The sequence below is a fragment of the Bacteroides sp. HF-4919 genome (genome assembly GCF_018860125.1).
Map to the genome: position 1 here is coordinate 293,343 of NZ_JAHKNF010000002.1, position 26,537 is coordinate 319,879.

Annotated in this window: 22 protein-coding genes; 18 read left to right on the top strand and 4 right to left on the bottom strand. The window is 45.3% G+C overall.

Features of this window, described 5'->3' with window-relative positions:
- Positions 1–479: 479 nt before the first annotated feature.
- From mnmG to KO473_RS05415, 7 genes are all read left to right on the top strand, one after another.
- Positions 480–2,357 carry a tRNA uridine-5-carboxymethylaminomethyl(34) synthesis enzyme MnmG gene (gene mnmG / locus KO473_RS05385; RefSeq protein ID WP_005822602.1) on the top strand — a complete coding sequence of 626 codons (1,878 nt, stop codon included), beginning with the start codon at positions 480–482 and terminating at the stop codon, positions 2,355–2,357.
- A gap of 51 nt (positions 2,358–2,408) precedes the next feature.
- Positions 2,409–2,945, top strand: a complete 537-nt coding sequence (locus tag KO473_RS05390; RefSeq protein ID WP_022011645.1) for an adenine phosphoribosyltransferase — start codon at positions 2,409–2,411, stop codon at positions 2,943–2,945.
- Positions 2,946–2,996: 51 nt separating this feature from the next.
- Positions 2,997–4,823 carry an excinuclease ABC subunit UvrC gene (uvrC, locus tag KO473_RS05395; RefSeq protein WP_032537722.1) on the top strand — a complete coding sequence of 609 codons (1,827 nt, stop codon included), beginning with the start codon at positions 2,997–2,999 and terminating at the stop codon, positions 4,821–4,823.
- Between the two features lie 45 nt (positions 4,824–4,868).
- Positions 4,869–5,321: a D-aminoacyl-tRNA deacylase gene (dtd, locus tag KO473_RS05400; RefSeq protein WP_005822597.1), complete on the top strand. Its 453-nt coding sequence runs from the start codon at positions 4,869–4,871 to the stop codon at positions 5,319–5,321.
- A complete protein-coding gene (locus KO473_RS05405) occupies positions 5,321–5,659 on the top strand; it encodes a nucleotide pyrophosphohydrolase (protein ID WP_005779634.1) in 339 nt (112 codons plus the stop codon). Before dtd ends, KO473_RS05405 begins: the two co-directional genes overlap by 1 nt.
- A complete protein-coding gene (gene deoC / locus KO473_RS05410; RefSeq protein WP_005812349.1) occupies positions 5,646–6,548 on the top strand; it encodes a deoxyribose-phosphate aldolase in 903 nt (300 codons plus the stop codon). Before KO473_RS05405 ends, deoC begins: the two co-directional genes overlap by 14 nt.
- Before the next feature lie 401 nt (positions 6,549–6,949).
- Positions 6,950–7,657, top strand: a complete 708-nt coding sequence (locus KO473_RS05415) for a DUF1266 domain-containing protein (RefSeq protein ID WP_005822593.1) — start codon at positions 6,950–6,952, stop codon at positions 7,655–7,657.
- 5 nt (positions 7,658–7,662) lie between these two features.
- On the opposite strand, the gene KO473_RS05420 is transcribed toward KO473_RS05415, so the two are convergent.
- Positions 7,663–8,637: a polyprenyl synthetase family protein gene (locus KO473_RS05420; protein WP_005779638.1), complete on the bottom strand. Its 975-nt coding sequence runs from the start codon at positions 8,635–8,637 to the stop codon at positions 7,663–7,665.
- Between the two features lie 85 nt (positions 8,638–8,722).
- Between KO473_RS05420 and polA the strand changes: the two genes are divergently transcribed.
- Together polA and KO473_RS05430 are read left to right on the top strand one after the other, a co-directional pair.
- Positions 8,723–11,530 (top strand): DNA polymerase I, encoded by a 2,808-nt coding sequence (gene polA, locus KO473_RS05425; protein ID WP_005822590.1) that lies wholly within the window; start codon positions 8,723–8,725, stop codon positions 11,528–11,530.
- Between the two features lie 269 nt (positions 11,531–11,799).
- The gene (locus tag KO473_RS05430) at positions 11,800–12,195 is read left to right on the top strand and encodes a DUF3836 domain-containing protein (protein ID WP_005779642.1); all 396 of its coding nucleotides are present in this window, start codon (positions 11,800–11,802) and stop codon (positions 12,193–12,195) included.
- A 373-nt stretch (positions 12,196–12,568) separates the two neighbouring features.
- Here KO473_RS05430 and KO473_RS05435 read toward each other — a convergent pair whose 3' ends face one another.
- Positions 12,569–13,324 carry a LytTR family DNA-binding domain-containing protein gene (locus tag KO473_RS05435; RefSeq protein ID WP_005822587.1) on the bottom strand — a complete coding sequence of 252 codons (756 nt, stop codon included), beginning with the start codon at positions 13,322–13,324 and terminating at the stop codon, positions 12,569–12,571.
- Between the two features lie 11 nt (positions 13,325–13,335).
- Positions 13,336–15,366 (bottom strand): histidine kinase, encoded by a 2,031-nt coding sequence (locus tag KO473_RS05440; RefSeq protein WP_032537721.1) that lies wholly within the window; start codon positions 15,364–15,366, stop codon positions 13,336–13,338.
- Between the two features lie 126 nt (positions 15,367–15,492).
- Here KO473_RS05440 and KO473_RS05445 point away from each other — a divergent pair, with 126 nt between their 5' ends.
- The 9 genes from KO473_RS05445 (at position 15,493) to KO473_RS05485 (ending at position 25,595) form a co-directional block, all read left to right on the top strand.
- On the top strand, positions 15,493–16,392 hold the full coding sequence (locus KO473_RS05445; RefSeq protein WP_005779645.1) for a serine O-acetyltransferase: 900 nt from the start codon (positions 15,493–15,495) through the stop codon (positions 16,390–16,392).
- A 76-nt stretch (positions 16,393–16,468) separates the two neighbouring features.
- Positions 16,469–17,809, top strand: coding sequence for a class I SAM-dependent RNA methyltransferase (locus KO473_RS05450; RefSeq protein ID WP_005822583.1), 1,341 nt, complete (start codon positions 16,469–16,471; stop codon positions 17,807–17,809).
- A gap of 162 nt (positions 17,810–17,971) precedes the next feature.
- A complete protein-coding gene (locus tag KO473_RS05455; protein ID WP_005822581.1) occupies positions 17,972–20,116 on the top strand; it encodes a S9 family peptidase in 2,145 nt (714 codons plus the stop codon).
- 22 nt (positions 20,117–20,138) lie between these two features.
- On the top strand, positions 20,139–21,413 hold the full coding sequence (gene purD, locus KO473_RS05460) for a phosphoribosylamine--glycine ligase (protein ID WP_005779651.1): 1,275 nt from the start codon (positions 20,139–20,141) through the stop codon (positions 21,411–21,413).
- Entirely contained in the window at positions 21,413–22,405 is a 993-nt protein-coding gene (locus KO473_RS05465) for a hypothetical protein (RefSeq protein WP_005822576.1), read from the top strand. Before purD ends, KO473_RS05465 begins: the two co-directional genes overlap by 1 nt.
- A complete protein-coding gene (locus tag KO473_RS05470) occupies positions 22,390–22,866 on the top strand; it encodes a YqaA family protein (protein WP_005779653.1) in 477 nt (158 codons plus the stop codon). Before KO473_RS05465 ends, KO473_RS05470 begins: the two co-directional genes overlap by 16 nt.
- A gap of 11 nt (positions 22,867–22,877) precedes the next feature.
- Positions 22,878–23,642 carry a tRNA (5-methylaminomethyl-2-thiouridine)(34)-methyltransferase MnmD gene (gene mnmD, locus KO473_RS05475; protein WP_005822571.1) on the top strand — a complete coding sequence of 255 codons (765 nt, stop codon included), beginning with the start codon at positions 22,878–22,880 and terminating at the stop codon, positions 23,640–23,642.
- 73 nt (positions 23,643–23,715) lie between these two features.
- Positions 23,716–24,651, top strand: a complete 936-nt coding sequence (locus KO473_RS05480; protein WP_005822569.1) for a metal ABC transporter solute-binding protein, Zn/Mn family — start codon at positions 23,716–23,718, stop codon at positions 24,649–24,651.
- 134 nt (positions 24,652–24,785) lie between these two features.
- Positions 24,786–25,595: a metal ABC transporter ATP-binding protein gene (locus tag KO473_RS05485; protein WP_005822566.1), complete on the top strand. Its 810-nt coding sequence runs from the start codon at positions 24,786–24,788 to the stop codon at positions 25,593–25,595.
- A gap of 172 nt (positions 25,596–25,767) precedes the next feature.
- On the opposite strand, the gene KO473_RS05490 is transcribed toward KO473_RS05485, so the two are convergent.
- The gene (locus KO473_RS05490) at positions 25,768–26,526 is read right to left on the bottom strand and encodes a DNA-binding domain-containing protein (protein ID WP_005822563.1); all 759 of its coding nucleotides are present in this window, start codon (positions 26,524–26,526) and stop codon (positions 25,768–25,770) included.
- Between the last annotated feature and the right edge of the window lie 11 nt (positions 26,527–26,537).

The following is a 26,537-nucleotide window of genomic DNA, read 5'->3' on the forward strand; positions in this document are numbered from 1 at the left end:
ATAGATGCATTCAACAAAAAGACATTTAATAGCATAAACACTTCTGATGAATTTCAGAAAAAGAAAAGGTGTTTTTTACACTATTAAATAGCTTATTGAGTGTAAAGTTCATCCTCTTTTAACAAAAAACCAACTTCATGCTAATACGATGTTAACTTCGTACTTGGAAAGAATTAGTATCTTATCAACAAAAAGTTAACTTCCCGAAGGTATGAAGTTAACTTCATTTGACCGCCTACGCTCCAAAAGAGCCCCAATTGCTCATATTTTTGGCTATTGAGAACATTTCGTCCCAAATAGCGTTTTTTAAAACGTTCAAATCACAAACGTTTTGACAGTAAAAAGGCAAAATTAAGATCTTATCGATAAATTAAATCATTGGTTTGTGATACCTATAAACACTTAAAACTTATTGCATAAAACCCGCAACTGGCAACTTTTTCGTAACTTTGCGCGGTTAAGAAATAAACATTGATTCAATGGATTTTAAGTACGACGTTATTGTAATTGGTGCCGGACATGCAGGCTGTGAGGCTGCGGCAGCGGCAGCAAATTTAGGCTCAAAAACCTGTCTTATCACTATGGATATGAACAAGGTGGCGCAAATGAGCTGTAACCCTGCTGTAGGGGGGATTGCTAAAGGACAAATTGTACGTGAGATAGATGCTTTGGGTGGCTACATGGGATTAGTAACAGATCAGACAGCTATCCAGTTCCGTATACTAAATCGTTCGAAAGGGCCGGCTATGTGGAGCCCGCGTGCACAGTGCGACCGGAATAAATTTATCTGGGCCTGGCGTGAAATATTAGAAAATATACCTAATTTACATATCTGGCAGGATACCGTAAAGGAAATTATCGTTGAAAACGGAGAGGTTGTGGGACTGAAGACTTTCTGGGATGTGACGTTTCACGCCAAATGCATCGTATTGACCGCAGGAACTTTCCTGAACGGACTGATGCATGTAGGAAAAACAAAACTTCCGGGTGGACGTATGGCAGAACCGGCCTCTTACGAATTAACCGAATCCATCGCAAAGCATGGCGTTGAATACGGACGAATGAAGACCGGCACTCCTGTACGTATTGACGGAAGAAGCGTACATTACGAACTGATGGACACTCAGGATGGTGAATGCGATTTCCACAAATTCTCATTCATGAATACCAGCGTGCGGCATCTTAAGCAATTACAATGCTGGACGTGCTTTACAAATAAAGAAGTACATGACATTCTGCGCAACGGTCTATCCGATTCTCCCCTTTTCAACGGTCAAATACAAAGTATCGGACCACGCTATTGCCCGAGTATCGAAACAAAGATCGTAACCTTTCCCGATAAAGAACAACACCAGTTATTCCTTGAACCGGAAGGAGAAACTACGCAGGAATTATATCTGAATGGATTCTCTTCATCTTTGCCGATGGATATACAGATAAAAGCACTGAAGAAGATTCCCGCTTTCAAAGACCTCGTTATTTATCGACCGGGATACGCTATCGAATACGACTACTTTGATCCGACACAACTAAAACACACGTTGGAATCGAAGAAAATCAGAAATCTCTTCTTCGCCGGACAAGTAAATGGTACTACCGGATATGAAGAAGCCGGCGGACAAGGTATCATTGCAGGTATTAATGCACACATCAACTGCCATGGCGGGGAGCCTTTCACCTTAGCAAGGGATGAAGCATATATTGGCGTATTAATCGACGACCTCGTGACTAAAGGTGTTGACGAACCTTATCGCATGTTTACTTCACGAGCCGAATATCGCATTCTTCTTCGCATGGACGATGCAGATATGCGACTCACAGAAAGAGCATACAAATTAGGGTTAGTAAAAGAGGACCGCTATGCTTTATTAAAGAGCAAGCGTGAAGCAATAGAAAGCATTGTAAACTTTACCCGTAACTATTCAATTAAAGCTGCACTAATAAACGATGCACTTGAAAAATTAGGGACTACTCCCCTACGCCACGGATGCAAGTTGATTGATTTGATTAATCGTCCGCAAATTACAATAGAAAACATCTCCGAACACATACCGGCATTTAAGCGCGAATTAGAAAAAATCACAGATGAAAGGAAAGACGAAATTTTGGAAGCTGCAGAAATTCTAATCAAATATGAAGGCTACATTGGACGGGAACGCATCATCGCTGACAAGTTGGCAAGACTTGAAAGTATTAAGATAAAAGGCAAGTTCGATTATGACAATCTTCAATCACTTTCGACTGAAGCCCGACAGAAACTTAAGAAAATCGACCCCGAAACAATAGCGCAAGCAAGCCGGATTCCCGGTGTTTCGCCAAGCGACATCAACGTATTACTGGTCCTTTCCGGACGATAGGGCACTTGCGTTTCACGTGAAACAAAACATTTAAAGAAACGATATAAAACAATGATTATGAGCAAAGAGAAGCTTAAAAAAAGCATCCGGGAAATACCGGATTTCCCAATACCCGGAATTTTATTCTATGATGTCACTACACTGTTCAAAGACCCGGAGCGCCTCCAAGAACTCTCGGATATTATGTACGAAATGTACAAAGACAAAGGGATCACCAAGGTAGTAGGTATCGAATCACGGGGTTTTATTATGGGTCCGATTCTCGCAACCCGCCTCGGAGCAGGATTCATACCTATCCGTAAACCCGGGAAACTCCCTGCCGAGACAATGGAAGAAAGCTATGACAAAGAATACGGCAAAGATACAGTGCAGATACATAAAGACGCCTTGAACGAAAATGATGTAGTATTATTGCACGATGACCTGCTGGCAACCGGAGGCACAATGAAAGCTGCCTGTAATCTCGTAAAGAAACTCCATCCGAAGAAAGTATATATCAACTTCATTATTGAATTAAAAGAGTTGAATGGGGAAAAAGTATTCGAAAACGACAAAGACGTAGAGGTACAATCCGTATTGTCGTTATAAATAAAATGAATATATTTGCAGGGCATAGTGATAATCACTATGCCCTTTTTTATGAATACAGATCAAGAACTTAAAACCAGCGAATACTTAAAAGGGATTGTTTCAAACCTTCCTGAAAAGCCCGGCATTTATCAATATCTGAATGCCGAAGGCACCATTATCTATGTAGGAAAAGCAAAAAACCTGAAACGAAGAGTTAATTCCTATTTCAGCAAAGAACATCAACCCGGAAAAACCCGTGTATTAGTAAGCAAGATCGCAGACATACGCTACATCGTGGTAAATTCAGAGGAAGACGCGTTACTGCTTGAAAATAACCTGATCAAGAAGTATAAGCCGCGTTACAATGTCCTGCTGAAAGACGATAAAACATATCCGTCCATCTGTGTACAGAACGAATACTTTCCAAGAGTATTCAAAACCAGGCGTATCATCCGAAACGGTTCATCCTATTACGGCCCATATAGTCACGCTCCGTCCATGCATGCCGTACTCGATTTGATAAAGCACTTATACCCTTTACGCACATGTAACCTAAACCTTTCACCTGAGAATATTCGCGCAGGGAAGTTCAATGTATGCCTTGAATATCACATCAAGAACTGTGCCGGACCATGCATCGGACTGCAATCACAAGAAGAATACCTGAAAAACATCTCTGAAATAAAAGAGATCCTTAAAGGGAATACTCAGGAAATAAGCAAAATGCTGTACCAACAGATGCAGGAATTAGCCGCTGAAATGAAATTCGAGGAAGCACAAAAGGTGAAAGAAAAATACGCATTAATCGAAAATTACCGTTCGAAATCCGAGGTTGTCAGTTCGGTACTGCACAACATAGATGTATTCTCGATCGAAGAAGACGGTGAGAAATCAGCTTTCATCAATTATCTCCATATCACAAACGGAGCTATCAATCAGGCTTTCACTTTTGAGTACAAGAAGAAACTGAATGAAACAAAAGAAGAACTGCTCACATTGGGCATCATCGAAATGAGAGAACGTTACAAAAGCGCTTCGCGTGAGATTATCGTTCCTTTCGATATAGAAATGGAGTTGAACAACGTCACATTCACCATACCTCAGCGAGGCGATAAAAAGAAGTTGCTGGAACTATCTCTACTCAACGTAAAACAATATAAGGCTGACAGGATGAAGCAAGCTGAAAAACTGAATCCCGAACAACGCAGTATGCGTCTGATGAAGGAGATTCAGCAGGAACTACATCTGGACAGACTGCCGATGCAAATAGAATGTTTTGATAACTCAAATATTCAGGGGACAGATGCAGTGGCAGCCTGCGTAGTCTTTAAGAAAGCAAAGCCATCAAAGAACGATTACAGAAAATACAATATCAAAACAGTTGTAGGTGCCGATGATTATGCCTCAATGAAAGAGGTTGTCAGAAGACGATACCAACGCGTCTTAGAGGAAGAATCTCCCCTGCCCGACCTGATTATCACTGACGGTGGAAAGGGGCAAATGGAGGTAGTCAGACAAGTAATGGAAGAGTTGCAACTGGACATCCCTATTGCCGGGCTTGCCAAAGACCGCAAACACCGAACTTCTGAAGTGCTTTTCGGTTTCCCACCTCAAACAATCGGCATCAAACAGCATAGCCCTTTATTCCGGCTATTGGAACAGATCCAGGATGAAGTACACCGCTTCGCCATTACTTTCCATAGAGACAAACGTAGCAAACGACAGGTATCATCCGCTCTGGACAGCATCAAGGGAATCGGGGAGAAAACGAAAACCCTCCTGCTGAAAGAGTTCAAAAGCGTAAAACGTATCAAAGAAGCTTCTATGGAAGAAGTGGCCACGGTAATAGGTGAATCGAAGGCAAAAATCGTAAAAGAGGGTCTCAATAATCGCTAAAAATAGCTATCTTTGCAATAGTAAAGATTAAGCAATATAATTTGAATGAGAGTAGTTATACAACGCGTCAGCCACGCTTCAGTAACAATTGACGGACACTGTAAATCCGCAATTCGGGAAGGAATGATGATTCTGGCAGGTATTGAAGATACGGACGGACAGGAGGATATTGACTGGCTATGCAAGAAAATCGTAAATCTCCGCATCTTTGATGACGAAAGCGGAGTTATGAATAAATCAATCTTAGATGCAGGAGGTGATATATTGGTAATCAGTCAGTTTACGCTACACGCATCTACAAAAAAAGGAAACCGTCCATCCTATATTAAGGCCGCCAAACCGGAAATATCAATCCCGCTTTATGAACAATTCTGCAAAGATTTGAGTTGTGCATTAGGGAAGGAAGTGGGAACAGGAGAATTCGGAGCCGATATGAAAGTAGAATTATTGAACGATGGGCCTGTAACTATTTGTATTGATACCAAAAACAAGGAATAATGACATTAGAAGAAGCACAGAAAGCCGTCGATTCGTGGATACACGAATACGGTGTACGTTATTTCAGCGAACTGACCAATATGGCTGTTCTCACGGAAGAAGTAGGCGAATTGGCCCGCATTATGGCTCGCAAATATGGCGATCAATCTTTTAAGGAAGGCGAAAAAGACAACATCAGTGACGAAATAACAGACGTACTCTGGGTGCTCCTGTGTATCGCGAACCAAACCGGCGTAAACCTCACAGAGGCATTTGCACGAAATCTGGAAAAGAAAACTCAAAGAGATAATAAAAGACATATCAACAATCCAAAACTGAGAGAACATGGAAATGAATGATACTCCTCAAGACAAGTACCTGACCGCTCTGGCTAAGTACAACACGCAACTGAACGATGCTGACGTACAGGCTCAAGTTGCAGCATTAATCGATAAAAAAGTACCGGAGAACAATACGGAGGAGGTAAAAAAATTCCTTTTCAACTGTATTGATCTGACCACACTCAATACGACAGACAGCGATGAAAGTGTCATGAGATTCACTGAAAAAGTGAATCAGTTCGATAATGAATTTCCTGATCTGAAGAACGTTGCGGCAATCTGTGTATATCCTAATTTTGCACAGGTGGTAAAAGACACACTCGAGGTGGAAGGTGTAAATATCGCTTGCGTATCAGGAGGATTCCCCTCTTCGCAAACATTTACTGAAATAAAGATAGCAGAAACCGCAATGGCAGTGGCTGACGGAGCCGACGAAATAGATATCGTGATTCCTGTAGGGGCATTTCTAAACGGTGACTACGAAACGATGTGTGAAGAAATTATGGAGCTAAAGGAAACTTGTAAAGAACATCATCTGAAAGTAATCCTTGAAACAGGTGCTCTAAAGACTGCCTCTAACATTAAAAAAGCTTCTATCCTATCGATGTATTCCGGAGCCGATTTCATCAAAACATCCACCGGAAAACAGCAACCGGCAGCAACTCCGGAAGCAGCTTATGTAATGTGCCAGGCCATCAAAGAATACCACGAACAAACCGGAAATAAAATAGGTTTTAAGCCGGCCGGCGGCATTAACAGCGTAAATGATGCCTTGATTTATTATACCATTGTAAAAGAGATATTAGGTGAAGAATGGCTTAGTAACAAACTGTTCCGTTTGGGAACCAGTCGTTTGGCAAATCTGCTCCTGTCTGAAATCAAAGGCGAAGAACTGAAATTCTTCTAAAGGCTACATTAGCAATCAAATATGTCATGCCGTGTCGTCCCCTTTTATTAATGTGGGGTGACACGGTATTTTTATTTAAGAAAAACTAAAGTTACCTACGAAGAAGTCAGAAGATTTTTCTATCTTTGCGTTGATATTAGCCCACAGAGAATAGGCTAAATCATTGTATTAGAGAACGTTTCAATTATTATCTTTTTCCTGGAATTCGGCAAAATTCATGTTATGAAAGGTAATAAGCAAACGGGTCTCACGCACCTTCACGTATATACTCTTGTTATATATCGAACGGAGCGTGAGACTGTTGCTTGTATCATCATAACGGCTTGCCGAAGCCCCAGGAAAGATACAGAGCAACAGTTCTCACGCTTTTCGGTTAACAAAGAATTAAAATAAACAAGAGTATGACAGAACAGGCATTATTTCAACAATTCAACCGGAACCAACAAAGGGAGAGTTTAGACAAGGCAAAGGAAACCGGATTATTTATCAGTCTGATTCCAAGTCTGCAAGAGCATTTCTATGTAGATAGTCTGACAACAGGAGCAAACCAAGAAACCCTCTCTAAACTTCTTCAGAGAAGTCCAAGAATCAAAAACGAAACGGCTGTTATTGAAATGATTCACTTCCTGCATGATGAAGGCGACCGTACTTCATTCAGTATTCTCCTACCCTTTCTACTGTCAGAATATGCTCCCAAAGAACTGGAGGAAAAACTACGGGAGCGTTTTTTCGGCATTGAACTTTTCATACGAAAATGCAACAACCTACACAATTTTATCACTTGTACAAAAGCTGGTCAGGCTGTTGAAATCAAAGAAGAAGACTTTAAAAAGGGGGTATTAGCATGGGATATGGGAAGAATGGTATGCCTGGTACGGATAGCCTACGATACCGGATATATTAATGAAGACCTTGCGTGGAATTATATTTGTTCGGCGGGCCAACAATGTATGCAAGCTTTTAGCAATTGGACTGAAGTAGGAAAAAGTTTCCTTTTGGGACAAGCAATGGAGGCTTCTGAAAAAGAAAAACAGGAAAGAAATATTAGCCTCTACCGAAAAGCGACAGAAGATGAAGAAAGCCCATGGAAAAAAAGAACACTGAAATAAAAAAGTTATTTATCTCGATCAACGACATAATCCACATATGTAATCAGGGCAGTCTTTACTGCCGAATCCGGGAGCATACGCAATAAATCAAGAGCGCGTTCTTTATATTCGTACATCACTTTTATGGCATACTCTATCCCTCCGTTTTGTTTGATAAACTCAATCAAACGGGCTATTTCGTCTACTGTAGCCGTACCATCCTTCACTTTGAGAGCCATTTCCTGCGCCCATGCATCATTAGTAGTATTAAGTACATACAATGCGGGTAAAGTCAACTTACCCTCCAGCATATCGTTTCCGGTAGGTTTACCAATCTCTTTACTCTCAAAATAATCGAAAATATCATCTTTTATCTGGAAGCAGATTCCAATATTTTCGCCAAAAAGACGCGCAAATTCAGCCTTTTCATCGGTTATTTCTACCGAAAGCGCTGCAGCCTTGGTACATGCTGCAAAAAGAGCAGCTGTCTTCTTGCGGATAACATCAAAATAAATCGTTTCGGAATATTCCCGGTTACTGACATTGGAAAGTTGCAGTATTTCTCCTTCTGCCAGATCTTGTCCTAAACATGCTACCACACCGATAATATCATGGTTGCGAGTGCGCTCGGCATGTACCAGACTCGTTGCCAAAAGAAAATCCCCCACCAATACCGCTACTTTATTATTAAAAATAGCATTTACTGACAGTTGACCACGACGTTCCGTGCTTTCGTCCACTACATCATCATGCACCAGACTTGCCGTATGAAGAAGTTCAAGGGATACAGCTGCATGTAAAGTAGCAGGCTTTATTTCTCCATAAAGCTTTGCTACAAGCAACACAAGAATAGGGCGCATCATCTTACCATTCCTCTGCCGGATGTGAGCAATCACATTATTAAGCAAAAGATTTGAACTGGACAGAGAACTATCAAACAGATTTTTGAAATCTTCCAGCTCCGTAGTAATCGGGGACTTTATTAAAGATAAGCTATCCATGCACACACTATTTGAGCACAAAAGTAATAATAAAACGGTTAATACGGTATTTTTTTGTACTTTTACCATGAAAAAACTGAAAAATATGAATCAAAACAGCAAACTGTTCCTCTTAGATGCTTATGCTCTTATATATCGGGCGTACTATGCGTTCATAAAAAATCCCCGCATTAATTCCAAGGGATTTAATACATCGGCCATACTGGGATTCGTTAACACTCTGGAAGAAGTATTGAAGAAAGAGAACCCCACTCACATCGGAGTTGCATTCGACCCGTCAGGCCCCACGTTCCGCCACGAAGCTTTTGAGCAATACAAAGCCCAACGCGAAGAAACTCCGGAAGCAATCCGCCTTTCCGTACCTATTATAAAAGATATCATCAGAGCTTACCGAATTCCCATCCTCGAAGTGTCGGGATACGAAGCAGATGACGTAATCGGGACTTTGGCAACAGAAGCCGGGAAACAGGGTATCACCACTTACATGATGACTCCCGACAAAGATTATGGTCAACTGGTAACAGATCATGTATTCATGTATCGCCCCAAATATGGAGATAAGGAATTTGAGGTAATGGGGATAGAACAAGTAAAAGCTAAATTCGATATCCAATCTCCGGCACAGGTTATCGATATGCTCGGACTGATGGGTGACTCCTCCGATAATATTCCGGGATGCCCGGGAGTAGGAGAAAAAACAGCTCAGAAATTAATTGCTGAGTTTGGCAGCATTGAAAATCTCCTTGAACATACCGATCAGTTGAAGGGAGCATTGAAGACAAAAGTTGAAACGAACCGGGAAATGATCATTTTCTCAAAGTTCCTGGCAACAATTAAAATAGATGTACCGATCCAACTCGACATGAATTCACTTGTCCGCGAACAAGCAGACGAAGAAGCACTCCGCAAAATCTTTGAGGAGCTGGAATTTCGTACATTGATGGAACGGATATTCAAAAAAGAATCATCACCGTCCCCCTCTCCTGCCGGACCACTGTTTAGTCAAGAAAATAGTCCCATTCAAGGTAATCTCTTCGAAGAATTTACGCCCGACACTCCAACTGAAGAGAAAAAATCAAATCTGGAAAGCTTAAATTCATTAACCTACGACTATCAACTCATTGATACTGAATCAAAAAGACAGGAAATAATTAAAAAATTGCTGACATCAGAAATTCTTGCGTTAGATACGGAAACAACCGGAACAGATCCGATGGATGCAGAGTTGGTAGGAATGAGCTTTAGTATCGCCGAAAATCAGGCATTTTATATTCCGGTACCAGCGGGACGAGAAGAAGCGACTAAAATCGTTCGGGAATTTGAATCTGTTTTCAAAAACGATAAGTCACTCAAGGTTGGACAAAACATAAAGTATGACATGCTCGTTCTTCAGAACTATGGCATTGAAATCCGAGGCAGACTCTTTGATACCATGGTGGCACATTATGTACTCCAACCGGAGCTTCGGCATAACATGGACTATCTGGCAGAAATCTACCTGCATTATCAGACGATCCATATTGAAGAGTTAATTGGACCGAGAGGAAAAGGACAAAAAAACATGCGCGACCTCTCTCCCAAAGATGTTTATCTGTATGCCTGTGAAGATGCAGATGTCACGCTTAAACTAAAAAATATCCTGGAACAGGAATTAAAGAAGAATGATGCTGAGAAATTATTTTATGAAATAGAAATGCCTCTTGTTCCCGTTCTTGTCAATATCGAAAGCAACGGAGTCCGTTTAGATACGGAAGCATTGAAACAATCGTCAGAGCACTTCACCACAAGATTACAGAGTATCGAAAAAGAGATCTATAACCTCGCCGGAGAAGAATTCAACATTGCATCCCCCAAACAGGTAGGAGAAATACTGTTCGATAAATTGAAAATAGTAGAAAAAGCTAAAAAAACAAAGACCGGACAGTACGTCACCTCAGAAGAGGTCTTAGAAAGCTTACGCAACAGACATGATGTTATCGGTAAAATATTGGAATACAGAGGTCTAAAGAAACTATTAAGCACTTACATCGATGCTCTTCCGCAACTGATCAATCCAAGAACAGGCCGCATACATACCTCATTCAATCAAACTGTTACTGCAACAGGAAGACTCAGTTCCAGTAACCCTAATCTGCAAAACATTCCGATCCGGGACGAAGATGGCAAAGAAATCCGTAAAGCCTTTATTCCCGATGACGGTTGCAGCTTCTTTTCCGCCGACTATTCACAGATTGAATTACGTATAATGGCGCACTTGAGCAAAGATAAAAACATGATTGATGCTTTTCTCAGCGGCTATGATATTCATGCTGCTACAGCGGCTAAGATCTATAAAATAGATATAAAGGAGGTAACTGCAGACATGCGGCGTAAAGCCAAGACTGCCAACTTCGGCATCATTTATGGTATTTCCGTTTTTGGTTTGGCCGAACGTATGAATGTAGACCGCAAAGAAGCCAAAGAACTGATAGACGGTTATTTTGAAACTTATCCGCAAGTAAAAGCCTACATGGACAAAAGTATTCAAGTGGCGCGTGAACACGGCTATGTTGAAACCATTTTCCATCGCAAACGCTTCCTGCCGGATATCAACTCACGCAATGCGGTAGTGCGGGGATATGCAGAACGCAATGCAATCAATGCTCCGATACAGGGAAGTGCAGCGGACATAATCAAAGTTGCTATGGCCCGTATTTATGAACGTTTTAAAGCTGAAGGCTTGAAAGCTAAAATGATTTTGCAAGTACACGATGAACTGAACTTCAGTGTACCGGTAAAAGAAAAAGAGATAGTAGAGCAAGTGGTTATTGAAGAAATGGAGAAAGCCTATCGTATGCATGTCCCTTTAAAAGCAGATTGCGGATGGGGTACAAACTGGCTGCAAGCACATTGATAACAATCATTAACCATTCATTCAGAAAGCTACTTAAAAAGCATCTAAAAATACTTACTGTTTATATAAATATCCGGCAAACTACCTGCCGGATATCTTTTTTCTATTAAATGGATCAAAAAGTAATCTCAACCGGAAGCCAACAATTGACAATATGATAAAAAACTTCGGGTTTTATGCATTTATATCCGTTTTATATTTAACTTTGTCGCCGTTAAAACCAACTAATATTGGAAATTTGACAATTCAAAGACTTAAAAACAGATATCATGAAAACAACAGGATTTTTAAAAACAGCAGTATTATCAGCAGTTCTTTTAGTAAGCAGCATTACAGTTTGTGCACGGAACTATGATAACAATCTTATTTATAACTCTGAAGAAGAAAACGGCATGCTTGTAGGACAAACCGTTTATAAAATGGAAGGTTCTTCTTTGGCCAATTACATGAAATACAACTATAAATACGATACCAATAAACGTATGATTGAAAGTCAGACCATGAAATGGAACAGCTATAAAAATAACTGGGAAAATGATCTGCTCGTTCGCTATACATACGAAGGCAAAACTGTTACTACAAACTATTATAAATGGAATAACCGGAAACAAGAATTTATACTGGCTCCGGAAATGACTGTTACAATGGATAACCCTAATCTATAGTTCTCCAATACTTTACTCTCTTAAAGATCTAACACAATACATACTCTGAAAAGACCGTTGCAGTAGCTTCGGTCTTTTTTTTGTGTCACGTGAAACATAAAAGAGTAAATCAAAGAAATGACCTTTAAAAGTACCCCTATAAAATAGCCGGAGTTTTTTCACAAAAAGCTCCGGCTTTACCCAACCAGTTAACTATCAAGAGAATTGTTTAATTGTTTAATACTGTTCATCCCAGTATTTTTTAAGAGTAATCGTACCTCACAAAGATACAAGCAAAGAGAGAGTACAACAACTCCTCTTTATCTAAAAATAGGATATATGGTTGCAGACAAGGTATAAATGGCAAAATAAAAGCTTATCTGACAGAAAAACCTTAAATTATACAGAAGCGTTCTTGCAGCTCCTTCAAAAATCCCCGTGAAATAACTAAGTCCTCTTTATCACTAAAAGGAGGATAAAGCAGGCACTGCTTACTTTTAATCATTGCCAAATAATTGATGTTGATTATAGCCGACTGGCTGATCTGTACGAATGCATCGGAGTAACCGGTTATATCCCCAGCCGTTGTATTTTTCTTCAAACAAAGCTTTGTTTGATTAAAAAGCTCCACTTGCCACAAGCGCTTATCTTTCAAATATTCAAAATATCCTATTTCTTCAAGACGGAGAAATCTGAAACCTGTCACTGTACTGATCATAAATAGATCCCTACCGGGAATTAAAGTGTCGACAGCAGAAGAGAAAGAGGGAATGGGTTGGGCAGCAGCCATTGTTTTACGGTAACGCTCAATAATCAAGTTCAGTTCTTCAGTATCATAAGGTTTCAGCAAATAATCGAAGGCTGACTCACGCAGAGCCTGCAGCAAATATTTATCATAAGCAGTATAGAAAACGACTTTCATGTCCCACAAGACCTGCTCACGAATCTCACTAAGCAAACGGATTCCTTGAATATCAGGCAATTCTATATCCAGGAACAAAAGGTCAGGATGTATATCCATGATAAGCTTCTTCCCTTTTGCCCCATTGCCGGCTGTCCCTTTTATCTCCAGATCAGCCTGCATTTCCAAATCCCGACGCAAAGCCTCAATAGCAGCCTTCTCATCATCTATAATAATCACCTTATACATATTTCCTATCTTTATAAATTGTAAGAATAGCCAAATGGTATATAGACTAAAACCTGTGTTCCGGTCTGCCCATTATTCGCCAGATTTTTTATCTCGAAACATATCTTCTCTCGATTTTTATCATTCAATAGCTGAATGGTCTGATAAAGTACCTTCAACCCTGTTCCTGTCCCACGCGCAGATGACATAGTTTGTGGTGAATATCCACGCCCATTATCACAAATATCAACCAGTATACCATTGCCTCTCCGGCAGACTGATATGCGGAGCGACTTTAAACCTTCGATTCCGGTCAGCCCATGTTTTAACGCATTCTCTACCGGTATCTGTACAATCATTGAGGGGATGATCACTTGTTGAATATCCAAGCCCCCTTCGATCTTTATATCCATTGAAAAATCATCTCCGAGCCGTCCCTGCTCCAAACGAATATAGGTTTTCACAAATTCCAGTTCATCATAAAGAGAAACGCTAAGTTTCTCCGTAAGCTCCAAACTCTTACGAAGCAGCCTGACCAGCTCCGTAAGATCATCACACAAAGCCCCGTCACCCTTAAACTGACTAATCTCACGATTCAGCACATTAAATGTAAAATGGGGTGAAATCCGGTTCCGAATATTCTCCATGCGAAGACGCCCGATCTGATTGATATGCCGTTCCTGAAGAAACATGCGCTTCTTCTTCATATACCAATAAATACATCCTGCTACGACAACAGATACAATGCAAACCAAAGCCCATATATATGCTGTCAGTTTCAGTTCCTTCATCTCTCCTCTTTGCTTCTCAATCACCAACTCTCTACGCATCACAATCGTATCCTGCCGATAACGCATATCTAATTCTGCAACGCGAGTACGAACCCGTTCATTGCGAATAGAATCATTAAGTTGAAGATCGTATTTCTGATATTCATAAGCCTTTTTATAATCCCCTACCCGTTCGTAATAATGCTGAAGGTAGTGATTACGTATGTTTATCATATTGGCATCTATATGTCCATAATTGGCCGAGCGTTTGATAATTTGTCCGGCAAGAGCCACATTCCCCTTTTTAAGTGCAAGCTCAATCATTTGTGTCTCTATGTAATAGAGCGCCGATTGATTCCCGATTTCGGAGAAGAACCTATAACTTTCGTCCAGATATAGTTGCGCTGAGTCCAGTTTATTGGTTATCACATAAAGCTCACCGAGATTTGCCTTACAAAGATTCTGCTCAAAAACCATTTGCGGATAAGACTCTACCACATCCAATGCACGACTGATGTAACAGACAGCCTGGGGGTAATCTTTCTTATAATAAAAATGATTTCCCCGGTTATTCAGATAAGTCCATTTCTCAGAAACGCTCATCCGGTCAAAAAAAGCCCCGGCCAACTCATAATAATGATTGGAAAGTTCAAAGTCGCGCAATTCCATGTATGTCTGTCCGAGACCATAGTAAACCGGAAACTTATTACGATCCGGTAATCCGAGGGAATCGCAAAGAAACAAGGCCCGGCGATAGTAATACGCAGCATACGTATAATCTCCTTTATGAACATTGGCATCAGCCAGATTTATGCATAAGTCCGGCAGATAGTCCGGCTCCTTTCCCTGTAACCTTTCTTTGTATGCTTTTTCATAGGAGATGATTGCAGAGTCGGGCTGAGTACGCTGCATCAGAACGTTACCCTCTATATTATAAACGGTAGAAAGCAAATCATGTACCTCCGGTGAAGGTGTAACCTTGTCGCAAAAACGCTTAATAAACTGATTATAATACAGGATTGAATCAAAATCCGCCGTAACAAAATAAGATTTGGAATAGAATGATAAAAGACGGTAATAAGATAGGCTGTCAGAGGTGCCCGACAAGGCTTGTCGCAACAGATGACGTGAATATTGAGTATTGGTAAACAATGAATCCTGGGCGCACCGTTCCACAGAGTCCGGACTCATGCCCGGAATAGCTAAATCAGAATGGCTTGTGTTTTGTTTACAGCCCGTTAACAGTAATAACAAACAAAAAAATACAATTGCCCGGTTTGTTTTATGCCTCATTGTTTTGATTTCACGTGTAATACCCAACAAAAATACATCCTTTTTTTAAATTCGATAACAAACGAACTACTTTTTATGCGCAATTATTCATATCTTTGTAGCCAATATAATTAGAATAGCCTCATAATGAGTCCACTGAACTTCACTCACATCCTGACACAAACAGTCGATGAGCTATCGGAAAGCGAATCATACAAAGGACTGTTTCACCAACATAAAGACGGTGAGCCATTGCCCTCGCCACGGGTATTGTGCGATGTTATCGAATTAGCGCGCTCCATTCTCTTCCCGGGATATTACGGAAACTCAACAGTCAACAGCCGCACTATCAACTACCATATCGGTGTCAATGTAGAAAAACTGTTCAATCTGCTCACAGAGCAAATTCTTGCCGGATTGTGTTTTGGCAATGGTGACCAATGCAATGAATGCACCGAGTCGAAACGTGAAGAAGCGGCTCGTCTGGCGGCTAAGTTCATCAGTAAACTCCCCCATCTGCGTCGTGTTTTGGCCACAGATGTGGAAGCAGCCTACAATGGTGACCCTGCCGCACAAAGTTTCGGTGAAGTGATCTTCTGCTATCCCGCCATTAAAGCGATCAGCAACTATCGCATCGCACACGAACTCCTGGAATTAGGAGTACCGCTAATTCCGCGTATCATTACCGAAATGGCACATAGTGAAACCGGAATCGATATACATCCGGGTGCAAGAATCGGCACACATTTCACCATTGACCACGGTACCGGTGTGGTGATCGGAGCCACAAGTATCATTGGCAATAACGTGAAACTCTATCAGGGAGTGACACTGGGTGCAAGAAGCTTCCCCCTGGATGCTGACGGCAAACCGATTAAAGGTATTCCACGCCACCCCATTCTGGAAGACAATGTGATTGTCTACTCCAACGCTACCATTCTGGGGCGGATTACCATCGGACGTGACGCCACCGTAGGCGGTAATATTTGGGTAACCGAAAACATACCGGCAGGAGCCAGAATCGTACAGACAAAAGCAAAAAAATAATATAATTAACAACATTAAAACGCCGGTCGCACGGTCCATAACCGGAGCATTAACACACTGGCATGTTATCCATTTTATGAGCGAACAATTTGAAATGATTGCCAAAACCTTTCAGGGACTGGAAGAGATACTGGCAGGGGAATTGACAACACTTGGAGCAAACGACGTACAAATAGGACGCCGTATGGTTTCTTTTACCGGTGACAAAGAGATGATGTACAAAGCAAATTTCTGCCTGCGTACTGCAATCCGTATTCTAAAACCCATCAAGCACTTCACCGCAAAAGATGCTGACGCTGTTTACGAACAGATCAAAGCCATTCGCTGGGAAGAGATCTTGGATGTAGACAAGACTTTTGCCGTTGACGCAGTAGTATTCAGCGATGAATTCCGTCATTCCAAGTTCGTCTCTTACAAAGTAAAAGATGCCATTGTCGACTATTTCCGCGAATTGAACGGAAAGCGTCCTTCTGTACGCATCAGCAAGCCGGATGTACTACTGAACATCCACATTGCACAGACCACCTGTACCCTCTCACTCGACTCTTCGGGTGAATCACTTCACCGGAGAGGTTATCGCCAGGAAGCTGTAGAAGCTCCATTGAACGAGGTTCTGGCAGCCGGGATGGTTTTAATGACGGGATGGAAAGGCGAGTGCGACCTGATTGACCCAATGTGTGGTTCGGGTACTATTCCCATCGAGGCGGCTTTAATTGCGCGTAATATTGCCCCGGGAGTGTTCCGAAAAGAATTTGCTTTTGAAAAATGGGGAGACTTCAATCAGGATCTGTTCGACCGGATATACAACGATGACAGCCAGGAACGTGAGTTCACTCATAAGATATATGGTTACGACAATAACCCGAAAGCCAATGAGATAGCAACCCATAATGTAAAGGCAGCGGGAGTATCGAAAGACATTATCCTGAAATTGCAACCATTCCAGCAATTTGAACAACCGGCTGAAAAGTCGATTATCATAACCAATCCCCCTTACGGAGAACGTATCTCGACCAACGACCTTCTGGGACTGTATAATATGATCGGCGAACGCCTCAAACATGCTTTTGTCGGAAACGATGCATGGATACTGTCTTACCGTGAAGAATGCTTCGACCAGATCGGACTGAAACCGAGTATAAAAACCCCGTTATTCAATGGTCCCCTGGAGTGTGAGTTCCGCAAATACCAGATCTTCGACGGTAAATATAAGGAATTCAAGGGTCAGGAAAGTGGTGATGAAAACAGCGAACGTGCTCCAAGAGAAAGAAGAGAATTCAAGCCACGTCGGGAAGAAGGCGGATTCAGAGGGGAAAGAAGACCGCGTGAAGAACGTAGTTCGGGATATGGAGACAGAAAACCGAGAGAATTCAAAGGGAATCGTGAGCCAAGAATCGAGAAACCTCAGGAAGACTAAGCTATTTCCCGACAGAAGCCTGTAAATGGATGAATCGGCTGCCATCCGGCTCTTCGTGCCTGAGCACATCGTCCTTGCCCGGATAAGCGCTGTCATCCAGTCAAGAACGACGAACTTGGGCAGAGTACAAATCAAAGGATCTAAATAATGATAAAGCAAATCATGAAAACCAACAGTAAACAAAAGAATGCTTTATTAGTAATGCTCTTATCTTTACTAATACCAAACGTTATGGCACAAGAACCCAAAACGCCGACCTTGGAAGACCTGATCCCAGGCGGAGCCACCTACCGTTCTGCTGAGAATCTGTTCGGCCTGCAATGGTGGGGCGATGAGTGTATCAAACCGGAAATAGAGGTAGTGTTCATGATAAATCCCAAAAACGGGAAGGAAACACCACTGACCACCCGTAATATAGTAAACAAGGCGTTAGAAGCCGGCAACCACGGTAAATTGCAACACTTCCACAATGTCAGCTTCCCATGGCCGAAGAAAAGCCTGATGCTGATCAGTCTGCCGGACAAATACATCGTTTACGATTTCGACTACCGCGAGATTATCAGTACGCGCCCAGTTCCCAAAGAAGGCGTCAACAGAGATTATCAGCCCGAAACGGGGCATGTGGCCTATACCATCGGCAATAATCTTTATGTAGACGACAAAGCCGTAACCAACGAACCGCAAGGCATCGTATGCGGCCAGGCTGTCCACCGCAGAGAATTCGGAATCAAAAAAGGGACCTTCTGGAGTCCTTCGGGCAACCTGCTCGCTTTCTACCGCATGGACGAAAGCATGGTGGCCCAATATCCTTTGGTTGACATCACCGCTCCCATTGCCGAAGTCAACAACATCCGTTACCCGATGGCGGGAATGACCAGCCACCAGGTGAAAGTGGGCATCTATAACCCTGCTACCGGAAAAAGCATCTATCTCAATGCCGGAGACCCGACCGACCGCTATTTTACCAATATCAGCTGGGCACCGGATGAAAAGAGCCTCTACCTGATAGAACTGAACCGCGACCAGAATCATGCCAAGCTCTGCCAGTATAACGCCGAGACAGGCGAGCTGATGGCTACTCTTTTTGAAGAGGAAAACGACAAGTATGTAGAACCTCAGGAACCGATTATTTTCCTGCCCTGGGACAGCAGCAAGTTTATCTACCAGAGCCAGAAAGACGGCTTCAGCCACCTCTACCTATACGACACAAGCGGCAAGCAACTCCGCCAGTTGACCGAAGGCGAATGGCTGGTTAAAGAGGTGCTGGGTTTCGATGCCAAGAAGAAGGAGATTATCATAGCAAGCACGGAGTTCTCGCCCTTGCAGAGCAACCTGTTCCGCGTGGATATCAAAACCGGGGTACGTACTCCTCTGGGCAGTGGCGAAGGCGTGCACAGCGGCAAACTAAGCCCTTCGGGCCGCTACCTGATTGACCAGTACAGTTCTCCAAGCGTTCCGCGCAGCATTAATATCCTTGACGTACAGAGCGGTAAAAGTGTCAACCTGCTCACGGCAGCCGATCCCTTTGCAGGCTATAAGATGCCAAGCATCGAAACCGGTACCATCAAAGCGGCAGACGGCAAAACAGACCTGTATTACCGCCTGGTCAAGCCGGCAGACTTCGATCCGAACAAGAAATATCCCGCCATCATCTATGTATACGGCGGCCCCCATGCACAAATGGTCACCAACGGTTGGCAGAATGGGGCACGCGGCTGGGACATTTACATGGCGAACAAAGGTTACATCCTGTTTACCGTGGACGGACGCGGAAGCGACAACCGCGGACTCGACTTTGAGAACGTCACTTTCCGCCAGCTGGGCATTGAAGAGGGAAGAGACCAGGTGAAAGGAGCCGAATTCCTGAAAAGCCTCCCTTACGTCGACGGAAACCGCATCGGAGTACACGGCTGGAGTTTTGGCGGACACATGACCACTGCCCTCCTCCTCCGCTATCCCGAGATCTTTAAAGTAGGTGTAGCCGGCGGTCCGGTCATCGACTGGGGATATTACGAAGTGATGTACGGCGAACGCTACATGGACACTCCGCAAAGCAACCCGAAAGGGTACAAGGAGTGCAACCTGAAAAACCTGGCGGGTAACCTGAAGGGACATCTGATGATTATCCATGACGACCACGACGATACTTGCGTGCCGCAACACACCCTTTCGTTCATGAAAGCCTGCATCGACGCCCGCACGTATCCGGACCTATTCATCTATCCGTGCCACAAGCACAATGTGTCGGGACGCGACCGTGTGCATCTGCATGAAAAGATAACCCGTTATTTCGAAGACTATTTATAAAGATATAAATCCTCAAAAAGACATGAAGATATTACTGTTAGGTTCGGGCGGCCGTGAACACGCCCTGGCATGGAAGATCGCCCAAAGCCCGAAAGTAGAAAAGCTGTTCATCGCGCCCGGCAATGCCGGAACCGCTGAAGTAGGCGAAAACGTAAACATCAAAGCAACCGATTTCGACTCTTTAGGAGCATTCGCTCTTGAAGAGAACATCGACATGATTGTAGTAGGGCCGGAAGACCCATTGGTAGAAGGTATCTACGACCGTTTCCAGAACAATCCCTGCCTGAAAGAGATTGCCGTCATCGGCCCGTCGAAGGAAGGAGCCAAGCTGGAAGGCAGCAAAGAGTTCGCCAAGGAATTCATGCAGCGCCACCACATACCGACAGCCCGCTACCGGAGCGTAACGGCCGGTACACTGGACGAGGGACTGGCATTCCTCGAAACGCTCGAAGCCCCCTACGTGCTGAAAGCAGACGGACTTTGCGCCGGTAAAGGTGTACTGATCCTGCCTACCTTGGAAGAGGCTCAAAAAGAGCTGAAAGAGATGCTCGGCGGTATGTTCGGCAATGCTTCGGCAACGGTGGTCATCGAAGAGTTCCTGAGCGGCATCGAGTGCTCCGTATTTGTGCTGACGGACGGCGACCATTATAAGGTGTTGCCTGTGGCCAAAGACTACAAACGCATCGGTGAAGGAGACAAAGGGCTCAATACCGGCGGCATGGGTAGCGTGACTCCCGTCCCGTTTGCCGACGAGGTGTTTATGGAGAAGGTGCGCACCCGCATCATCGAACCGACCGTCAACGGACTGAAAGCCGAAGGCATCGTCTACAAAGGCTTCATCTTCCTGGGACTGATCAACGTAAAAGGCGAACCGATGGTGATTGAATACAACGTCCGCATGGGTGATCCCGAAACGGAAAGCGTGATGCTGCGCATACAAAGCGACCTGGTAGAATTGCTGGAAGGCGTGGCCGAAGGTAACCTCGACACCCGGTCACTCGTCATCGACCCGCGCACGGCCACTTGCGTGATGATGGTCAGCGGAGGATACCCTGAAGCCTACCGGAAAGGGTACGCCATCAGCGGACTGGAAGCAGCCCGGGCAACGGACAGCATCCTGTTCCACGCCGGAACAGCCATGGAGGACGGCCAGGTGGTGACCAGTGGCGGACGCGTGCTCGCCATCTGCTCTTACGGCAACGACAAGGCCGGGGCACTGGCACAATGCTACAAGGTGGCCGACATGATTGACTTTAAGGACAAGAACTATCGCCGCGACATCGGCTTCGATTTATAATGAGAAACCAAAGACTACAAGGCCGGATAACGGCGGGCAGATTCACACTGCCTGTCGTTATCTTTACGTGTATCGCCTGTTGGGTGCTGACCTCCTTTCTACTGCCCGGACTGGAGACAAAAGAGTCGGCCTACTCTCTGTGGGATATCGTAAACATACCCGCATGGGCCAACCGCATTGTCAGCTTCCTGCTCTTTGCCGCCATCGGTTATTTCCTGATAGAGCTGAATAATACGTTTGCCATCATCCGCATGAGGGCATCCGTGCAGACATCGCTTTACTTTCTGCTCATCACGGCCTGTCCCGGCATGCACCTGCTCTATGCGGGCGACATTGCCGCCGTAGCCTTTCTCATCTCGCTTTATTTCCTGTTCAAGAGCTATCAGGACCCCCGGCCTGCCGGATACCTGTTCCACTCGTTCGCCTTTCTGAGCGCGGGCAGCATCGTGTTTCCGCAACTGACGTACTTCATCCCCATCTGGCTGTTGGGGGCATCCAACTTCCAGGCGCTCACGTTCCGCAGCTTCTGTGGGGCAATGACAGGCTGGAGCGTCCCTTACTGGTTCTTACTGGGACATGCGTTCTTCCACAACGAAATGGCGCTTTTCTATCAGCCGTTCGTCAACCTGATCAGCTTCCGGCCCATCGACTTCGGGCACGATTTCCGTTTGTGGGAAGTCGTCACGTTAGGCTATCTGTTCATCCTGTATGTGGTCAGCTCGGTGCATTGCATCGTGGCAGGATACGAGGATAAGATACGGACGCGCGCTTATCTGCATTTCCTTATTTTCCTCAACTTCTGCATCTTCCTGTTCATCGTACTGCAACCCACCCTGAGCATGAATCTGCTTTCGCTGCTGCTGATTGGCGTCAGTATCCTGGTGGGACACCTGTTCGTACTGACCAACAGCCGGACATCCAACCTCTTTTTCATCGGTTCGATGGTTGCCCTCATCGCCTTATTCTGCTTTAACATATGGACGCTTTTATAGAAACCGTTTCACAGATACTCATTGACTGGGGTTATCCCGGCCTGTTCATTTCGGCGCTGCTGGCCGGAAGCATCGTCCCATTCAGTTCGGAGATCGTACTGTTAGGGCTGGTGAAATTAGGGCTCGACCCTGCTCTCTGCCTCATTTCCGCTTCGTTAGGAAACACGGCCGGAGGGATGACGTGCTATTACATGGGGCGCCTGGGCAGAGTAGACTGGATTGAGAAATACTTCAAGGTCAAGAAGGAGAAGATAGACAAGATGCAGCGTTTCCTCCGGGGGAAAGGCGCCCTGATGGCTTTCTTTGCCTTCCTGCCGGCCATCGGTGAGGTGATATCGATGGCCTTAGGATTCATGCGGAGCAACGTGTGGCTGACCACCGCTTCGATGTTTGCCGGGAAACTGATACGTTACATCATCCTGCTGAAAGCAATGCAGGAAGCCCTGAACCTGGTTATGTAAAGAACTGAAAGATGGAAAGAATCATTGAATATACTGCCGACGGAAGTGCCACTCTCTTCGTTCCCGAACTGGACGAGCACTATCATTCCGTAAAAGGGGCCCTGACGGAGTCCTCGCATATCTTCATCGACATGGGGCTGAAGACTTCCGCCGCCCCCTCGCCCCGCATCCTCGAGATAGGGTTCGGAACGGGGCTGAACGCACTGCTCACACTGATCGAAGCGGAAAAGTCGGGCAGGCAGGTACACTATACAGGTATCGAGCTCTACCCCCTACCGTGGGAAACGGTGGAGAAACTCGGGTATACTAACGAGGAACAATCAACGATCAGCAACGAACAGGCTGCGCAATGGATGAAGGCTCTCCATACATCGCCCTGGGGAGAAGACGTGCGGATCACTCCACATTTCACCCTGAGGAAGATACAGGGAGACTTCACAAGCATGGAGTGTCCGTCGCCGATCGCTGATCATTCACCGTCCATCGCTGATCATTCACCGCTATTCTCCCTTATCTACTTCGACGCTTTCGCGCCGGAGAAGCAGCCGGAGATGTGGACGCAAGAACTATTCGACCGCCTGTACGTTATGATGGAAAAGGACGGAATACTGACTACGTATTGCGCCAAAGGAGTGGTACGGAGGATGCTGCAGGCAGCAGGATTCACCGTGGAACGGCTTCCGGGCCCTCCGGGTGGCAAAAGAGAAATATTGAGGGCGAAGAAGATACCTCTCACCACGGAGGACACAGAGAGCATTTTCTCTTTCATATCTTAAAAGCAAGAGATTAAAAACTCTGTACCCTCTGCATCCTCTGTGGTGAACTAAAACGATAACAAGGATAACCATTATGAAAACCAACCGAATACAACAGCCGACAGTCGCCCCCGCCTTCCCCTTCCCGGGGAGAGGAACCGGAGATGCGGCCGTCTTCGCTTTTCTTTTTCTGCTCCTCCTTTCCGCCTGTTCCGGGCGTGGAAAGGACAGTACCGGCGAACGGATCATCACCGTCACCATGGAGCCGCAACGGTATTTCACCGAAGCCATCGCCGGAGACAAGTTTACCGTACGCAGCATGGTGCCCAAAGGCAGCAGCCCCGAAACATACGACCCCACCCCGCAGCAACTGGTGTCGCTGGGCGAGAGCGAGGCGTACCTGCGCATCGGATACATCGGCTTCGAACGTTCGTGGATGGACCGGCTGATGAACAATACGCCACACATCCAGGTGTTCGACACTTCGAAAGGGGTAGACCTGATCTTTGAATCCGCCTTCGATCACGGCGACCACCGCCACGAGGGAGGCGTGGAGCCGCACATCTGGAATTCGGCAGCCAACGCACTGATCATAGCCGGAAACACGTTCAAGGCGCTCACCGTGCTCGACAAGGAGAACGAGGCATACTACAAAGCCCGCTACGACTCGCTCTGCCAACGCATCGAGCAGACGGACAGCCTGATCCGCCGGACGTTGTCGGCACCCGGAGCCGACCGTGCCTTCATCATCTACCACCCGGCCCTCTCTTACTTTGCACGCGACTACGGATTACACCAGATCAGCATCGAGGAAGGGGGTAAGGAACCCTCACCCGCCCACTTGAAAGGGCTGATGGACCTCTGCCGCAAAGAAGGGGTACGAATCATCTTCGTACAGCCGGAGTTCGACCGCCGCAACGCTGAAATCATTGCCCGGCAGACCGGAACACGGGTGGTACCCATCAATCCGCTTTCGTACGACTGGGAGGAGGAGATGCTGAACGTAGCGAAAAGCCTCAGCGCAGAATAGAATTCACCACAGAGGACACAGAGGGCACAGAGTTTTAATCTCTTGCTTCTAAGATATGAAAGAGAAAATATTCTCTGTGTCCTCTGCGTCCTCTGTGGTGAACCCGGACAATAATAACTAACCCCAACCAACCTATGGATAAAGAAAGAAACAGCCACAAGCATACGGAAGGAACAGCCTCTGCCTCCCTCCTCTCCATCCGGGGCCTTTCGGCCGCCTACGACGGACGCACTGTGCTCCACGATGTCAACCTGGAAGTCTACGAGCGTGACTTTCTCGGCATCATCGGTCCCAACGGCGGGGGTAAGACCACCCTCATCAAGTGCATCCTGGGACTGCTCCGCCCCACGGGAGGAGAGATCGTCAAGCATCACGAACCGCTCACGACGGGCTATCTGCCGCAGTACAGCTCGATCGACCGCTCCTTCCCCATCTCGGTTCTGGAAGTGATCCTGTCGGGACTGAGTTCAAAGAAATCGCTGATCAGCCGCTTCGACGACCATCAGCGTGAGAAAGCCCGCCAAGTCATCCTCCGCATGGGACTCGAGGGACTGGAACACCGCGCTATCGGGCAGCTGAGCGGCGGACAACTGCAACGTGCCCTGCTGGGACGCGCCATCATCAGCGACCCGCAACTGCTCATTCTCGACGAACCGAGCACCTATATCGACAAGCGCTTCGAAGCCCGCCTCTACCAGTTGCTGGCCGAGATCAACCGCGACTGCGCCATCATCCTTGTCAGCCACGACATCGGGACGGTGCTGCAACAGGTAAAGAACATCGCCTGCGTGAACGAAACACTGGACTATCACCCGGCCGCAAGCGTCAACACCGAATGGCTGGAACGGAACTTCAACTGCCCGATCGAGCTGCTGGGACACGGCACACTGCCTCACCGGGTGCTGGGCGAACATTGCCATTGCCACGAAAACGATAAAGCCTGACGAAGGGCACCCTATCCCATACAGAAACTCCGCCCTGCATTGCTTCATCTTTTATGTGAAGTGGTGCAGGACGGAGTTTTTGCACAATCCTCTTTCCTAAGCCAAGGAACGATAGTTTCCCTCCACCGGGAAGCAAGGTTTCCCCGAGTAAGGAAAACCTCTTTCTCAGGAATCAGGCTGTAGGATCATCTACAATATCACCATCCCCTCCCGAAGGAAGACCAATAACCAGACTACGTATCACTGTACGAGGTACTTTCAGCAACTTATTACCGGTTGAAAACTGGGTAGTCAGTCGTAATTCATAGACTCCGTCTTTTAAGTCCGCAGGAAGTAACACCAACACTTCCGAAGGGTTGTTTACTGCTATCATATCCATCGGCAACTTTGTTTCCGTACCTTTCTCATCAATCAATACGATACCCACTGCAGAGTCTGTACCTATTACTTTAATATTCTTTCCCTGCAGGCGATAGTTACGTCCGGCAGTTGCACTACCATCCGTGGCACGGGTGGCAGCGTCTTCACCGCCAATGAAGTAGGCCGGGTCACCTTTGGCTCCCAGAATTTTCACGCCGGTCCGTGCGATAGCTTCACGTAAATCCTTATCCTGATTGAAGGAAACATAGATAGAATTTTTCTCGGGATTCCATACTCCACCGTCTATTACTCCACGAAACTGTGGTACGGCACGAAAAAGCCCCGTATTGACAGAGTATCCGTTCAGTACCAATTCCGATACCGTACGCTGAAAGAGATCGACGGCATGCTTTAAAGTCTCTGCCCGCAAGCCGGTATCTTCTTTCTTCATTTCATCCAGTACATCGGATAGCGTCAGGTTTCCGGCGCTCTCCAATACCAGGATTTTGTCTTCTTTGTTGTCGGTGGTCACGGTATTGTCCGCAAGCCAGCCTTTGAGTTCGGTTTTCATGATTTGTTAAG

Coding starts and splice junctions, on each gene's coding strand:
- mnmG (WP_005822602.1), top strand. CDS start 480: ATGGATTTTAAGTACGACGTTATTGTAATTGGTGCCGGACATGCAGGC.
- KO473_RS05390 (WP_022011645.1), top strand. CDS start 2,409: ATGATTATGAGCAAAGAGAAGCTTAAAAAAAGCATCCGGGAAATACCG.
- uvrC (WP_032537722.1), top strand. CDS start 2,997: ATGAATACAGATCAAGAACTTAAAACCAGCGAATACTTAAAAGGGATT.
- dtd (WP_005822597.1), top strand. CDS start 4,869: ATGAGAGTAGTTATACAACGCGTCAGCCACGCTTCAGTAACAATTGAC.
- KO473_RS05405 (WP_005779634.1), top strand. CDS start 5,321: ATGACATTAGAAGAAGCACAGAAAGCCGTCGATTCGTGGATACACGAA.
- deoC (WP_005812349.1), top strand. CDS start 5,646: ATGGAAATGAATGATACTCCTCAAGACAAGTACCTGACCGCTCTGGCT.
- KO473_RS05415 (WP_005822593.1), top strand. CDS start 6,950: ATGACAGAACAGGCATTATTTCAACAATTCAACCGGAACCAACAAAGG.
- KO473_RS05420 (WP_005779638.1), bottom strand. CDS start 8,637: ATGGATAGCTTATCTTTAATAAAGTCCCCGATTACTACGGAGCTGGAA.
- polA (WP_005822590.1), top strand. CDS start 8,723: ATGAATCAAAACAGCAAACTGTTCCTCTTAGATGCTTATGCTCTTATA.
- KO473_RS05430 (WP_005779642.1), top strand. CDS start 11,800: ATGAAAACAACAGGATTTTTAAAAACAGCAGTATTATCAGCAGTTCTT.
- KO473_RS05435 (WP_005822587.1), bottom strand. CDS start 13,324: ATGTATAAGGTGATTATTATAGATGATGAGAAGGCTGCTATTGAGGCT.
- KO473_RS05440 (WP_032537721.1), bottom strand. CDS start 15,366: ATGAGGCATAAAACAAACCGGGCAATTGTATTTTTTTGTTTGTTATTA.
- KO473_RS05445 (WP_005779645.1), top strand. CDS start 15,493: ATGAGTCCACTGAACTTCACTCACATCCTGACACAAACAGTCGATGAG.
- KO473_RS05450 (WP_005822583.1), top strand. CDS start 16,469: ATGAGCGAACAATTTGAAATGATTGCCAAAACCTTTCAGGGACTGGAA.
- KO473_RS05455 (WP_005822581.1), top strand. CDS start 17,972: ATGAAAACCAACAGTAAACAAAAGAATGCTTTATTAGTAATGCTCTTA.
- purD (WP_005779651.1), top strand. CDS start 20,139: ATGAAGATATTACTGTTAGGTTCGGGCGGCCGTGAACACGCCCTGGCA.
- KO473_RS05465 (WP_005822576.1), top strand. CDS start 21,413: ATGAGAAACCAAAGACTACAAGGCCGGATAACGGCGGGCAGATTCACA.
- KO473_RS05470 (WP_005779653.1), top strand. CDS start 22,390: ATGGACGCTTTTATAGAAACCGTTTCACAGATACTCATTGACTGGGGT.
- mnmD (WP_005822571.1), top strand. CDS start 22,878: ATGGAAAGAATCATTGAATATACTGCCGACGGAAGTGCCACTCTCTTC.
- KO473_RS05480 (WP_005822569.1), top strand. CDS start 23,716: ATGAAAACCAACCGAATACAACAGCCGACAGTCGCCCCCGCCTTCCCC.
- KO473_RS05485 (WP_005822566.1), top strand. CDS start 24,786: ATGGATAAAGAAAGAAACAGCCACAAGCATACGGAAGGAACAGCCTCT.
- KO473_RS05490 (WP_005822563.1), bottom strand. CDS start 26,526: ATGAAAACCGAACTCAAAGGCTGGCTTGCGGACAATACCGTGACCACC.